Origin of the sequence: Enterobacter sp. P82 (genome assembly GCF_037053385.1) — a bacterium.
Classification (GTDB): Bacteria; Pseudomonadota; Gammaproteobacteria; order Enterobacterales; family Enterobacteriaceae; genus Enterobacter.
This window is the reverse complement of the sequence record NZ_JBALHX010000001.1, coordinates 153,690-167,917: the sequence shown is the minus strand read 5'-3', so window position 1 is coordinate 167,917 and position 14,228 is coordinate 153,690. Positions and strand designations below refer to the sequence as shown.

Below are 14,228 nucleotides of genomic sequence, written 5' to 3'. Positions count from 1 at the left end.
CTCACCAAAATTTGGCATAATGTCACTTTGTCACGTATTGAAATGAAAAGTAAAACAATTGCCAATAAGGACTGTCGTAACGCTAATCACGATACGATATAACACCAGGACTCCAATTTTTACAATTCAGGCCGCATGAGCACATTCAAACCATTAAAAGCACTCACATCGCGTCGTCAGGTTCTCAAAGCGGGGCTGGCGGCCTTAACGTTAACGGGCATCGCAAAGCAGGCTCAGGCAAAAGACGAGAACACGCTCAAAACCAGTAACGGACACAGTAAACCGAAGACCAAAAAGCCGGGCGCAAAACGTCTGGTGATGCTTGACCCGGGCCATGGCGGGATTGATACCGGCGCCATCGGCAAAAACGGTTCGAAAGAAAAACACGTCGTGCTCGCGATTGCAAAAAATGTGCGCGCGATTTTACGCAGTAACGGCATTGACGCCCGCCTGACGCGTACCGGTGACACCTTCATTCCGCTGTACGACCGCGTGGAGATCGCCCATCAGCACGGTGCGGATCTGTTTATGTCGATTCACGCCGACGGTTTTACCAACCCGTCAGCGGCAGGTGCCTCGGTGTTTGCGCTTTCTAACCGTGGCGCCAGTAGCGCCATGGCGAAATATCTCTCCGATCGCGAAAACCGGGCAGATGAGGTTGCCGGAAAGAAAGCCACCGATAAAGACCACCTGCTACAGCAGGTGCTGTTCGACCTGGTACAGACCGATACGATCAAAAACAGCCTGACGCTCGGCTCGCATATTCTGAAGAAGATTAAGCCGGTGCATCGTCTGCACAGTAAAGGCACCGAGCAGGCGGCGTTCGTGGTGCTGAAATCACCGTCCATCCCGTCCGTGCTGGTGGAAACCTCCTTCATTACCAACCCGGAAGAAGAGCGACTCCTCGGTACCACGGCGTTTCGTCAGAAGATCGCCAACGCCATCGCCTCCGGAATTATCAGTTACTTCAACTGGTTCGATAACCAAAAAGCGCACTCCAGGAAACGTTGATGAAACCCGATGCTCAACTGGTCAAAACCTTCCTGCTACAGCTGCAGGATGAGATTTGCCAGAAACTGGCCGCCGCAGACGGCGGTGAATTTCAGGAAGATAACTGGCAGCGCGAGGCCGGTGGCGGTGGGCGCAGTCGGGTGCTGCGTAACGGCGGCATCTTTGAACAGGCGGGCGTCAATTTCTCCCACGTTCACGGCGACGCGATGCCCGCGTCTGCGACCGCGCACCGTCCTGAACTGGCAGGCCGCAGTTTTGAAGCGATGGGCGTCTCGCTGGTGGTGCATCCACACAATCCGTTTGTGCCCACCAGCCACGCCAATGTGCGCTTTTTCATTGCGGAAAAACCAGGGGCCGATCCGGTCTGGTGGTTTGGCGGCGGTTTTGACCTCACGCCCTACTACGGCTTCGAAGAGGATGCCGTGCACTGGCACACCACCGCGCGGGACCTTTGTCTGCCGTTTGGTGAAGACGTCTACCCGAAATTCAAAAAGTGGTGCGACGACTACTTTTACCTGAAGCACCGCGACGAGCAGCGCGGCATCGGCGGGCTGTTCTTTGACGATCTCAACACCCCTGATTTTGATACCGCATTCAGCTTTATGCGAGCGGTGGGCGAAGGGTATACCGACGCCTATCTGCCGATTGTCGAGTGTCGTAAAAATACCGACTACGGCGTGCGCGAGCGCGAGTTCCAGCTCTACCGCCGCGGGCGCTACGTGGAGTTCAACCTGGTGTGGGATCGCGGGACGCTGTTCGGCCTGCAGACCGGCGGGCGCACGGAGTCGATTCTGATGTCGATGCCGCCGCTGGTGCGCTGGGAGTACTGCTACGAACCAAAAGAAGGCAGCCCGGAGGCTGCCTTGCGTGAGTTTATTCAGGTTCGGGACTGGGTGTAGCCCTTATCCCCTCTCCCTTTGGGAGAGGGTTAGGGTGAGGGTAAAAATTACAGCGGCTGTGTCTGCGCCTCAACCACCGCCAGCGCCACCATATTCACGATACGACGCACAGAGGCAATCGGTGTTAACACATGCACCGGTTTCGCCACTCCCATCAGTACTGGCCCTACGGTCACCCCTTCAGAACTGGAGACGCGCAGCAGGTTATAGCTGATACGCGCCGCTTCCACGTTCGGCATAATCAGGATGTTCGCAGAACCTTTCAGCGGGCTGTCCGGCATCCGTTCGTTACGGATGCTCTCCACCAGCGCGGCATCGCCGTGCATTTCGCCGTCAATCATCAGCTCCGGTGCACGCTCGCGCACCAGTTCAAGCGTCTGACGCATTTTGCAGGCCGCCGCAGATTTGGACGAACCAAAGTTAGAGTGCGACAGCAGTGCCACCTTCGGCTCAATACCAAAGCGACGCACGGTCTCCGCCGCCATCACGGTGATTTCCGCCAGTTCATCTGGGGTTGGGTCATCGTTAACGTAAGTATCGGCAATAAAGGTGTTGCCGCTTGGCAGCAGCAGCGCGTTCATCGCCCCGGCGGTATGAACGCCATCGCGATAACCGAATATCTCCTGCACCACGCTGAAGTGTTCGTGGTAGTCACCAACGGTACCGCAGATCAACGCATCAGCTTCACCACGATGAACCATGATAGCGCCGATCACCGTCGTGTTACTGATGACGGCTTTCTGCGCCTGTTCCTGGGTGATCCCGCGACGTTTCATGATCGCGTAGTATTCGCTCCAGTACTCTTTGAAACGCGGATCGGATTCGTTGTTAACAATCTCGAAGTCCACACCCGGCTTAATCTGCAGACCCAGCTTCTGGATACGCATCTCGATAACGCTCGGACGACCAATCAGGATCGGCTTCGCCAGGCCTAAGGTGATCAGCTCCTGGGTGGCGTGCAGCACGCGAGCCTCTTCCCCTTCCGCCAGTACCACACGTTTCGCATCGGCACGCGCCTGAGAGAAGATCGGCTTCATGAACAGGTTGGTTTTGTAGACAAACTCGGTGAGTTTATCGACGTAGGCATCGAAATCCTGAATCGGGCGTGTCGCCACGCCAGAATCCATCGCCGCTTTAGCTACCGCTGGGGCAATTTTAACAATCAGACGCGGGTCGAACGGTTTTGGAATGATGTAATCCGGACCAAAACTCAGATCCTGATCGCCATAGGCTGACGCAACCACTTCGCTCTGCTCGGCGTGCGCCAGCTCCGCGATAGCGTGAACCGCGGCAAGCTTCATCTCTTCGTTAATCGCCGTCGCGCCGACATCCAGCGCCCCACGGAAGATGAACGGGAAGCAGAGCACGTTGTTGACCTGGTTCGGGTAGTCGGAACGACCGGTACAGATGATGGCGTCTTCACGCACCGCTTTTGCCAGCGGCGGCAGAATTTCCGGCTCCGGGTTAGCCAGGGCCAGAATCATTGGCGCACGCGCCATCTTCTTCACCATCTCCTGGGTCAGCACTTTCGGGCCTGAGCAGCCAAGGAAGATATCCGCGCCATCAATGACATCCTCCAGCGAGCGTTTACCGTCGTCTTCCACCGCATACGCCGCTTTGGTTTCCGCCATGTTTGGCTCGCGGCCTTTGTAGATAACGCCTTTGGAATCACAGACCACAATGTTGTGCTTCTGCATACCCAGCGCCACCAGCAGGTTCATACAGGCGATAGCCGCAGCTCCCGCACCGGAAACGACCATACGCACGTCAGAGAGATTTTTCTCCACCACGCGCAGGCCGTTCAGAATCGCGGCGGTACTGATAATCGCAGTGCCGTGCTGGTCATCATGGAACACGGGAATGTTCATACGCTCGCGCAGTTTCTGCTCGATATAGAAACATTCCGGCGCTTTGATGTCTTCCAGGTTGATACCGCCGAAGGTCGGCTCCAGCGCAGCCACCACGTTGATGAATTTATCGGGATCGAGTTCATCCACCTCGATATCAAATACGTCGATACCGGCGAATTTCTTGAACAGAACACCCTTCCCTTCCATCACTGGTTTACCCGCCAGCGCACCAATGTTGCCAAGACCTAATACCGCCGTGCCGTTAGAGATCACGGCAACAAGGTTGCCACGCGCGGTATATTTGTAGGCCGCCAGCGGATCTTTTTCGATTTCCAGACACGGTGCAGCAACGCCCGGCGAATAGGCCAGCGCCAGATCGCGCTGCGTTGCCAGTGGCTTCGTGGGGGAAACCTGGATTTTACCCGGAACAGGGAACTCGTGAAAATCGAGGGCACTCTGTTTTAACTGCTCATCCATCTTCTTTTTCCTTTCACGTATCGGTCAAAAGGGTGACGTAAGCGATCCTGTTGCACACCCTGGTGTGCCGCCTAGTATCGCCGCAGGCCGCCACATAAACTTTGAAGGCTGCCAAACTCTCACCATCACACATTAAAAATTGTTATCAATTTATAACAGCCATGTTACCCGTCTCAAAAGCAATGCCGCCCCCGTCTGCTATGCTTTTTTGTTAAGTCCATCATGATTTTTCCAGAAGTGTGAACTAACGCACTCATCTAACTCTTTTATTTTCAAGGAGTAATTATTTATGAATCAGTTAGACGGCATCAAACAATTCACCACCGTGGTCGCAGACAGCGGCGATATCGAGTCGATTCGCCACTATCAGCCGGAGGATGCGACCACCAACCCTTCGCTACTGCTTAAAGCCGCCGGGCTTGCGCATTTTAGTCATCTGATTGATGACGCCATTGCCTACGGTAAACAGCGCGGGAAAACCCAGGAGCAGCAGGTCACCGAAGCCAGCGACAAGCTGGCCGTTAATTTTGGTGCAGAAATTCTGAAAAGCATCCCCGGACGCGTCTCGACGGAAGTCGATGCCCGACTCTCTTTCGATAAAGAAAAGAGTATTCGCAAGGCCCGTCGTCTGGTTGATCTCTACCAGGAGCAAGGGATCGATAAATCTCGCATCCTGATCAAACTGGCATCGACGTGGGAAGGCATTCGTGCGGCAGAAGTGCTGGAAAAAGAGGGTATCCACTGCAACCTGACGCTGCTGTTCTCGTTTGCTCAGGCACGCGCCTGTGCCGAAGCGGGGGTGTTCCTCGTCTCGCCGTTTGTCGGACGCATCTACGACTGGTATCAGGCAAAACAGCCGATGGATCCGTACGTGGTCGACGAGGACCCGGGCGTCAAATCGGTCCGTAATATCTATGATTACTTTAAACAGCACCGCTACGACACTATCGTGATGGGGGCCAGCTTCCGCCGTACCGAGCAGATCCTCGCCCTGGCAGGCTGCGACCGCCTGACCATCTCCCCTAATCTGCTCAAAGAGCTGCAGGACAAAGAAGAGACGGTGATCCGCAAGCTGGTCCCGACATCCACCGTTCTGCCAAAACCGAAAGCCATGACCGAAGCCGAGTTCCGCTGGGCACATAATCAGGACGCCATGGCCGTGGAAAAACTGGCGGAAGGCATCCGCCTGTTCGCCGTCGATCAGCGCAAACTTGAAGACCTTCTCGCCGCCAAACTTTAACCTTGCCACGGAGTGAACTATGTCCCGTAAAGAGCTAGCCAATGCCATTCGCGCCCTCAGCATGGATGCCGTGCAGAAAGCCAATTCCGGCCACCCTGGCGCGCCTATGGGCATGGCTGATATTGCCGAAGTATTGTGGAACGACTTCCTGAAGCACAACCCCAACGACCCCACCTGGTACGATCGTGACCGCTTTATTCTCTCTAACGGTCACGCCTCAATGCTGCTCTACAGCCTGCTGCATCTTTCCGGTTACGACCTGCCGATTTCCGAGCTGAAAAACTTCCGCCAGCTGCACTCCAAAACGCCGGGTCACCCGGAGATTGGCTATACGCCAGGGGTGGAGACCACCACTGGACCGCTCGGTCAGGGGCTGGCGAATGCGGTCGGGCTGGCGATTGCCGAGCGTACGCTGGGCGCGCAGTTTAATCAGCCGGGGCATGACATCGTTGACCATTACACCTACGTGTTTATGGGTGACGGCTGCCTGATGGAGGGGATTTCCCACGAGGTCTGCTCCCTGGCGGGCACGCTGGGGCTCGGCAAGCTGATTGGCTTCTACGATCACAACGGCATCTCCATCGACGGGGAAACCGAAGGCTGGTTTACCGACGACACGGCGAAACGCTTCGAAGCCTACCACTGGCACGTGGTACATGAGATCGACGGGCACGATCCTGAGGCAGTAAAAAAAGCGATTCAGGAAGCGCAGAGCGTGAAGGACAAACCGTCGCTGATTATCTGCCGCACGGTTATCGGCTTTGGCTCGCCAAACAAAGCAGGTAAAGAGGAGGCGCACGGCGCGGCGCTGGGTGAAGAGGAAGTGGCGTTAACCCGACAAAAACTGGGCTGGAAATACCCGGCGTTTGAGATCCCAAAAGAGATCTACAAAGCATGGGATGCCCGAGAAACCGGTGAAAAGGCACAGCAGTCCTGGAACGAGAAGTTCTCCGCTTACAAAAAAGCGCACCCGGATCTGGCCGCCGAGTTTTCCCGCCGCATGAGCGGCGGTCTGCCGGAAGACTGGGACGATAAAACCCAGGCGCTGATTGAAAACCTGCAGGCTAATCCGGCGAAAATCGCCACCCGTAAGGCGTCTCAAAATACGCTCAATGCCATTGGGCCTATCCTGCCCGAACTGCTCGGTGGCTCAGCGGACCTGGCACCCAGTAACCTGACGATCTGGTCTGGCTCGAAATCACTGAAAGAGGACATCGCCGGGAACTACATTCACTACGGCGTGCGCGAATTCGGGATGACCGCCATTGCCAACGGTATCGCCCATCATGGCGGCTTCGTGCCCTACACCGCCACCTTCCTGATGTTTGTCGAGTATGCCCGTAACGCGGCGCGCATGGCGGCCCTCATGAAGGCGAGACAAATTATGGTCTATACCCATGACTCAATTGGTCTGGGAGAAGACGGACCAACGCACCAGGCGGTGGAACAACTGGCAAGCCTGCGCTTAACGCCAAACTTCAGCACCTGGCGTCCGTGTGATCAGGTAGAAGCGGCGGTCGGCTGGAAGCTGGCAGTGGAACGTCATACTGGCCCGACAGCGCTGATCCTGTCGCGCCAGAACCTGGCGCAAATTGAGCGAACTCCGGAGCAGGTGAAAAACATCGCCCGCGGCGGCTACATCCTGAAAGACAGCGGCGGTAAACCGGACGTGATCCTGATTGCGACCGGTTCAGAGGTGGAAATCACGGTGAAAGCCGCCGAGAAGCTAACCGCCGAAGGTCATGCGGTGCGCGTGGTTTCATTGCCATCAACGGATATCTTTGACGCCCAGGATGAAGCGTACCGGGAATCGGTTCTGCCATCAAACGTTGCGGCTCGCGTAGCGGTAGAGGCGGGTATTGCCGACTACTGGTACAAGTACGTAGGGCTGAAAGGGGCGATTGTCGGGATGCACGGATACGGTGAATCGGCGCCTGCCGATAAGCTGTTCCCGTATTTCGGCTTTACCGTTGAGAACGTGGTTGAGAAGGCGTTGAGTGTGATCTAGTGCGGCCTGCGTGCCCGGTGGCGCTACGCTTACCGGGCCTACATGGTCCGAAACATAGGCCGGGTAAGGCATAGCCGCCACCCGGCTTTTTCACACCACTCTTACCCCTGCCGCTATCGCCCGCTCCGGTGTTAGCAGCACACTTTCGCTGGCATCGTCAGTCTCCGCACAGAGCAACATGCATTCAGACGTCTCGCCGCGCATTTTGGCTTTTGCCAGATTACACAGCACCACCACCGCTTTCCCCATCAACTCCTCTTCCCGGTAATAGGGCACCAGACTGGTGACGGTTTGCAGCGTTCTGTCGCCCACATGAATCTGCGCGATATAGAGTTTGTCTGCGTTAGCGTGGCGTTTAACGTCCACGATCGTCCCCACGCGGATCTCCAGCTTTGCAAAGTCATCGTAAGTTATCGTGTCCATGCTCTCTCCTTAGTAAAATTTTACTAAATATTAGCACGATATTTGTGGGAGGCAACACGCAGGATATTTAGTAAAAACTGATGCATGTCCGAACGCATCCTTTACAATGGGTCATCACGTGGGGAATAAGGACAACTATGGCAACGCTCAAAGACATCGCGACGGAGGCTGGCGTCTCGCTGGCGACAGTATCCCGGGTTTTAAACGATGACCCAACGTTGAACGTAAAAGAAGAGACCAAACACCGCATTCTGGAGATTGCTGAAAAGCTGGAGTACAAGAGCACAACGTCCCGTAAAATGCAGTCTGCCGCAGTGGGTCAGCAGCATATCCTGGCACTCTATAGCTATCAGCCAGAGCTGGAGATTAACGACCCTTACTACCTTGCCATTCGCCACGGCATTGAGACACAGTGTGAAAAACTGGGTGTCGAACTGAGTAACTGTTACGCCAATACAACCCTGCCTGACATTAAAAAACTCACCGGGGTACTGATTGTCGGTAAACCTTCCACAGCCATTCGCCGCACTGCGATGGCGTTGACCGACAACGTCTGTTTTATTGATTTCCATGAGCCTGGCAGCGAATTCGACTCCGTCGATATCGACCTCTCCCGCATCAGCAAACAGATCATAGACTTCTTTATTCATCAGGATGTTAAACGCATCGGTTTTATCGGCGGAGAAGATGAACCCGGTAAAGCCGATATCCGTGAAGCGGCATTTGTAGAATATGGGCGCCTGAAAGGCGTTGTGTCAGAGCAGGATATCTGGCGCGGCGGATTTTCCAGCTCCTCAGGATATGAACTGGCGAAAAAAATGCTGGCTGAGAAGAGCTGGCCAGGTGCGCTGTTTGTGGCGTCAGACTCCATCGCCATCGGAGTATTACGTGCTATCCACGAAAAGGGGCTGGCGATCCCTGAGGATATCTCGCTCATTAGCGTGAACGATATCCCAACCGCCCGCTTCACCTTCCCACCGCTTTCCACCGTGCGCATTCATTCCGAAATGATGGGCAGTCAGGGCGTTAACCTGCTGCTGGAAAAATCCCGTGATGGCCGGGCACTCCCCCTGCAGGTCTTCGTGCCAAGCGTCCTGAAACTGCGCGGCACGACACGCTGATTTCCCCTCTTCAAACACACAGCCGGGCATGCCCGGCTTTTTTTATTTCGTGATCGAGTTAAAGCAAATCAGTTTTACTGATTTTATTTAGTAAAATTTTTACTAAAATCCTCAGCAATGATGTTTTACCCCTACAGGGAGATCACATGAATCGCTGGGAAAATATTCAACTCACGCATGAAAACCGGCTTCCGCCGCGTGCGTACTTCTTCTCTTATGACACTGTCGCCCAAGCTCTCACTTTTGCCCGCGAGGCCAGCAGCCATTTTCTGTCGCTAAGCGGCCAGTGGAACTTTCATTTTTTCCCGAACCCGCTGCTGGTACCGGAAAACTTTACCACACAGTACATGGCTGACTGGGGGCAGATTACCGTACCGGGCATGTGGCAGATGGAAGGTCACGGTCAACTGCAATACACCGATGAGGGTTTCCCCTTCCCGGTAGACGTGCCGTGGGTGCCCACCGATAACCCCACTGGGGCATATCAGCGCTGGTTCACTCTGTCAGACAACTGGCAGAGCAAACAGACAATCATCAAGTTTGACGGCGTTGAAACCTACTTCGAAGTCTACGTGAATGGCCGCTACATCGGTTTCAGTAAGGGAAGTCGACTGACTGCCGAATTTGATATCAGCAATGCGGTACATAGCGGACAAAACCTGCTGTGCGTGCGTGTGATGCAGTGGGCAGACTCCACCTACATTGAAGATCAGGACATGTGGTGGACCGCAGGGATTTTCCGCGACGTTTATTTGGTCGGTAAAACGCCGACACATGTCCGCGACGTCACGATCAAAACCACGTTTGACGAGTCATACAAGGATGCGACTCTTTTCTGTCAGCTGGAACTGGAAAACCTGGCCCCTCACGCCTCTACCGTGTCGCTGGAGTATGCCCTGTATGATGGCGAGGCCGAACTTCATCAGGGTACGACCGACAACCTGACCGTGTCCCGCAGCACTGAAACCGCCTTTAGCATTGAGGTCAAACAGCCTCAGCAGTGGTCATCAGAATCGCCCTGTCTCTATCATCTGGTGTTGACGCTAAAAGATGAGAACGGGCAAACGCTGGAGGTTATCCCACAGCGCGTTGGTTTCCGAGACATCAAAGTGCGCGACGGTCTGTTCTACGTTAACAACCACTACCTGAAACTCCACGGTGTAAACCGTCACGACAACGATCACCTGAAAGGCCGTGCGGTAGGCATGGATCGCGTTGAGCGCGATCTGATCCTGATGAAGCAGCACAATATCAACTCGGTTCGCACCGCCCACTACCCCAACGATCCGCGCTTCTATGAGTTGTGCGATATCTACGGCCTGTTCGTGATGGCGGAAACGGATGTGGAATCCCACGGTTTTGCCAACGTTGGCGACCTGAGTCGAATTACCGACGATCCGGCATGGGAGCACGTCTATGTTGAGCGCATTGAGCGCCACATTCACGCGCAAAAAAACCACCCGTCCATCATCATCTGGTCGCTCGGAAACGAATCCGGCTATGGCTGCAACATCCGCGCCATGGCACGTGCGGCAAAAGCGCTGGATGACACGCGACTGCTGCACTATGAAGAAGATCGCGATGCCGAGGTAGTGGATATCATCTCCACTATGTATACCCGCGTACCGCTGATGAATTTGTTCGGTGAGTACCCGCACGCCAAACCACGGATTATCTGTGAATATGCTCATGCGATGGGTAACGGTCCCGGCGGGTTAACCGAGTACCAGAACGTGTTCGACCGTCACGACTGCATTCAGGGCCACTATGTCTGGGAATGGTGCGATCACGGTATTCAGGCGGTTGATGCCAGCGGCAATACGTATTACGCCTATGGTGGAGATTTTGGTGACTACCCGAATAACTACAACTTCTGCCTCGACGGGCTGATTTACTCCGATCAAACCCCAGGCCCGGGGTTGCGTGAGTACAAGCAGGTAATTGCTCCGGTGAAACTACGCTGGCAGGACGGCAAACTCTGCGTAGAAAACCGCTTCTGGTTCACAAACCTGGATGATTACACCCTGCACGTAGAGGTACGGGCGGAAGGTGAAACCCTGCACAGCCAGCTACTGACGATGACAGGAGTAGCCCCCAACAGCGAAAGCAGCATAAGCCTGAATTTACCTGAACTGGATGAGCGGGAAGCGTTCCTGACTGTGCGCATCAGCAAAAATAGCCGTACGCGCTACAGCGAAGCCGGGCACAGTATCGCGGTGTACCAGTTCCCGTTAAAAGCACGCACAAACCACGCCACACCGCTTATCAACACCAACGCCACGCCACTTCATCTGGAAGAGGATCGCCTGAGCTGCACCGTGACCGGACACAACTTCCGCGCGAGCTTCTCTAAAGTGACGGGAAAACTCAGCACCTGGCAGGTAAACGGCGAAGAGAACATCACTCGTGAGCCGAAGATTAACTTCTTCAAGCCGATGATTGATAACCACAAGCAAGAGTATGAAGGGCTGTGGCAACCCAACCATCTGCAGATCATGCAGGAGCACCTGCGCGGTTTCGAGGTTGAGCAACGTGACGACGCGATCATTATCACAACCCGTACGCTGATTGCCCCGCCAGTGTTTGATTTTGGCATGCGCTGCACCTACCGCTGGCGCATCGCCGCCGATGGGCAAATCAACGTTGAACTGAGCGGTGAGCGCTACGGCGAGTATCCACACATCATTCCGTGCATCGGCTTTACGCTCGGCATCAACGGCGAATTTGACCAGGTAAGCTATTACGGACGCGGACCGGGGGAAAACTATCCGGACAGCCAACAGGCCAGTACCATCGATCTGTGGCACACCACGGTAGATGAGATGTTTGAAAACTATCCGTTCCCACAGAACAACGGCAACCGTCAGCAGGTACGTTGGGCCACGCTTGCCAACCGTCACGGCAGCGGCCTGCTGGTGGTACCTGAGCAACCCATTCATTTCAGCGCATGGCACTACACGGCAGAAAACATCCACGCTGCGCAGCACTGCAACGAACTGCGTTGCTGCGAGGACATCACCCTCAACCTTGACCATCAGGTACTGGGTTTAGGCTCTAACTCCTGGGGAAGCGAAGTGCTGGACTCCTGGCGCGTCTGGTTCAGACCGTTCCGCTACGGCTTCACGCTGCTCCCGCTTGAAGGTGGGAAAACTGCCGCGCAGGCGCTGGCGAACCATCAGTTTGGCACCGGTTTCTTCTCCATGAATTCGCACAGCGAGGCAAACCAATGATCATTATCGACAGTCTGGAACAGTTCCAGAAACTTTACCGTGCGGGGCGTAAATGGCAGCGCTGTTCAGAAGCGATTAACAACATCGACAACATCCAACCCGGTGTAGCCCACTCGATCGGTGATTCGCTGGCCTACCGCGTCTCCTGCGATGCCAGTACCGACGCGCTATTTGTCGGTCATCGGCGCTATTTCGAAGTGCATTACTACCTGCAGGGCACGCAGAAAATTGAATACGCCGCGAAAGCATCCCTGCAGGTTGTGGAGTGCTATCGCGATGAAACCGACCGCGAATACCTGAAAGGTGTGGGTCACACCGCTCAGGTCCACGAGGGGCAAGTTGTGATTTGTGAGAATCACGAGGCGTATCGCTTCATCAGCGATACGCCGGCAAAAAAAGTCGTCCTCTATGTCACCATCGAAGACGGTTATTTCCATAACAAATAAAAAGTGAGCGGTGCCAATGAAGCACCGCTATCCTCCCTGTACCCGGAGAAACGTTATGTCTGAAACCATCAAACGCAATACCATCGGCAAATTCGGCCTGCTGTCGCTGACATTTGCCGCCGTGTTTAGTTTTAACAACGTTATCAATAACAATATTGAGCTGGGACTCGCCTCCGCGCCCATGTTCTTTTTAGCCACCCTGTTCTACTTCATTCCGTTCTGCTTAATTATCGCTGAATTTGTCTCACTGAATAAAAACTCCGAAGCCGGGGTTTACGCCTGGGTGAAAAGTTCGCTGGGTGGACGCTGGGCATTTATTACCGCCTACACCTACTGGTTTGTGAATCTGTTCTTCTTCACCTCGCTATTACCGCGCGTCATCGCCTACGCTTCATATGCTTTTTTAGGCTATGAGTACATTCTTACGCCGTTTGCCACCACGGTACTGAGTATGGTGCTGTTCGCGTTCTCAACCTGGGTCTCCACCAACGGGGCGAAAATGCTGGGGCCGATCACCTCAGTGACCTCCACACTGATGCTGCTGCTCACTCTCTCCTATATCCTGCTGGCCGGCGCCGCGCTGGTGGGTGGCGTGCAGCCAGCCGACCCAATAACCGTTGACGCAATGATCCCGAACTTCAACTGGGCCTTCCTCGGCATCACCACCTGGATATTTATGGCTGCCGGTGGCGCGGAATCCGTTGCGGTCTATGTCAACGACGTTAAAGGTGGCTCTAAATCCTTCGTGAAGGTGATTATTCTGGCGGGGATTTTCATCGGCGTGCTGTACTCCATCTCCTCGGTGTTGATTAACGTCTTTATCAGCAGTAAAGAACTGAAATTTACCGGCGGTTCGGTTCAGGTGTTCCACGGCCTGGCGGTGTGGTTTGGCCTGCCGGAAGTCCTGATGAACCGCTTTGTCGGCCTGGTCTCCTTTACTGCGATGTTCGGTTCTCTGCTGATGTGGACGGCAACGCCGGTAAAAATCTTCTTCTCTGAGATCCCAACCGGAATTTTTGGCCCAAAAACCGTGGCGCTGAACGAAAATGGCGTACCGGCCCGTGCGGCGTGGATCCAGTATCTCATTGTGATCCCGTTGATGATTATTCCCACAATGGGTTCAAATACCGCTCAGGAGCTGATGAACACCGTCATCAATATGACCGCCGCCGCCTCCATGCTGCCGCCGCTGTTCATTATGCTGGCCTACCTGAACCTGCGTCGTAAGCTCGACCACCTGCCGCGCGATTTCAAAATGGGCTCACGCACCATGGGTATGGTGGTGGTGTCGATGTTAATTGTGATTTTTGCTATCGGCTTTGTGGCCTCAACCTTCCCCACCGGTGGCAATATTCTGACGATTATTTTCTATAACGTCGGAGGGATCGTTTTATTCCTCGGATTTGCCTGGTGGAAATACAGCAAATACGTCAAAGGATTATCAAAAGAACAACAACAAATTGAAGCCTCACCTGCCTCAAATATTCATTAACACCGAAGGCATGGATATTCTTTCTTTGGGA

The 14,228-nt window shown here is 54.5% G+C and carries 10 protein-coding genes; 8 read left to right on the top strand and 2 right to left on the bottom strand.

From position 1 onward, the window contains the following. Positions 1-135: 135 nt before the first annotated feature. Entirely contained in the window at positions 136-1,011 is an 876-nt protein-coding gene (amiA, locus tag WB237_RS00725) for an N-acetylmuramoyl-L-alanine amidase AmiA (RefSeq protein ID WP_336209447.1), read from the top strand. Further along, on the top strand, positions 1,011-1,910 hold the full coding sequence (gene hemF, locus WB237_RS00720; RefSeq protein ID WP_336209445.1) for an oxygen-dependent coproporphyrinogen oxidase: 900 nt from the start codon (positions 1,011-1,013) through the stop codon (positions 1,908-1,910). Before amiA ends, hemF begins: the two co-directional genes overlap by 1 nt. A 47-nt stretch (positions 1,911-1,957) precedes the next feature. Here hemF and maeB read toward each other — a convergent pair whose 3' ends face one another. After that, complete coding sequence (gene maeB, locus WB237_RS00715) at positions 1,958-4,237, bottom strand: NADP-dependent oxaloacetate-decarboxylating malate dehydrogenase (RefSeq protein ID WP_336209442.1); 2,280 nt, start codon at positions 4,235-4,237, stop codon at positions 1,958-1,960. 289 nt (positions 4,238-4,526) lie between these two features. On the opposite strand from maeB, the gene tal reads away from it, so the two are divergent. Together tal and tkt are read left to right on the top strand one after the other, a co-directional pair. Beyond that, the gene (gene tal, locus WB237_RS00710; RefSeq protein WP_336209440.1) at positions 4,527-5,477 is read left to right on the top strand and encodes a transaldolase; all 951 of its coding nucleotides are present in this window, start codon (positions 4,527-4,529) and stop codon (positions 5,475-5,477) included. Positions 5,478-5,496: 19 nt separating this feature from the next. After that, positions 5,497-7,485, top strand: a complete 1,989-nt coding sequence (gene tkt / locus WB237_RS00705) for a transketolase (RefSeq protein ID WP_336209439.1) — start codon at positions 5,497-5,499, stop codon at positions 7,483-7,485. Between the two features lie 90 nt (positions 7,486-7,575). On the opposite strand, the gene WB237_RS00700 is transcribed toward tkt, so the two are convergent. Continuing rightward, positions 7,576-7,908, bottom strand: coding sequence for a tRNA-binding protein (locus WB237_RS00700; RefSeq protein WP_336209437.1), 333 nt, complete (start codon positions 7,906-7,908; stop codon positions 7,576-7,578). Positions 7,909-8,045: 137 nt separating this feature from the next. Between WB237_RS00700 and ebgR the strand changes: the two genes are divergently transcribed. From ebgR to WB237_RS00680, 4 genes are all read left to right on the top strand, one after another. After that, a complete protein-coding gene (gene ebgR / locus WB237_RS00695) occupies positions 8,046-9,029 on the top strand; it encodes a transcriptional regulator EbgR (protein ID WP_336209435.1) in 984 nt (327 codons plus the stop codon). A gap of 146 nt (positions 9,030-9,175) precedes the next feature. Next, positions 9,176-12,259, top strand: coding sequence for a beta-galactosidase subunit alpha (gene ebgA / locus WB237_RS00690; protein ID WP_336209433.1), 3,084 nt, complete (start codon positions 9,176-9,178; stop codon positions 12,257-12,259). After that, the gene (locus tag WB237_RS00685) at positions 12,256-12,705 is read left to right on the top strand and encodes a beta-galactosidase subunit beta (protein WP_336209431.1); all 450 of its coding nucleotides are present in this window, start codon (positions 12,256-12,258) and stop codon (positions 12,703-12,705) included. Before ebgA ends, WB237_RS00685 begins: the two co-directional genes overlap by 4 nt. A gap of 55 nt (positions 12,706-12,760) precedes the next feature. Further along, positions 12,761-14,197 carry an amino acid permease gene (locus WB237_RS00680; RefSeq protein WP_028016149.1) on the top strand — a complete coding sequence of 479 codons (1,437 nt, stop codon included), beginning with the start codon at positions 12,761-12,763 and terminating at the stop codon, positions 14,195-14,197. The last annotated feature ends 31 nt before the right edge of the window (positions 14,198-14,228 follow it).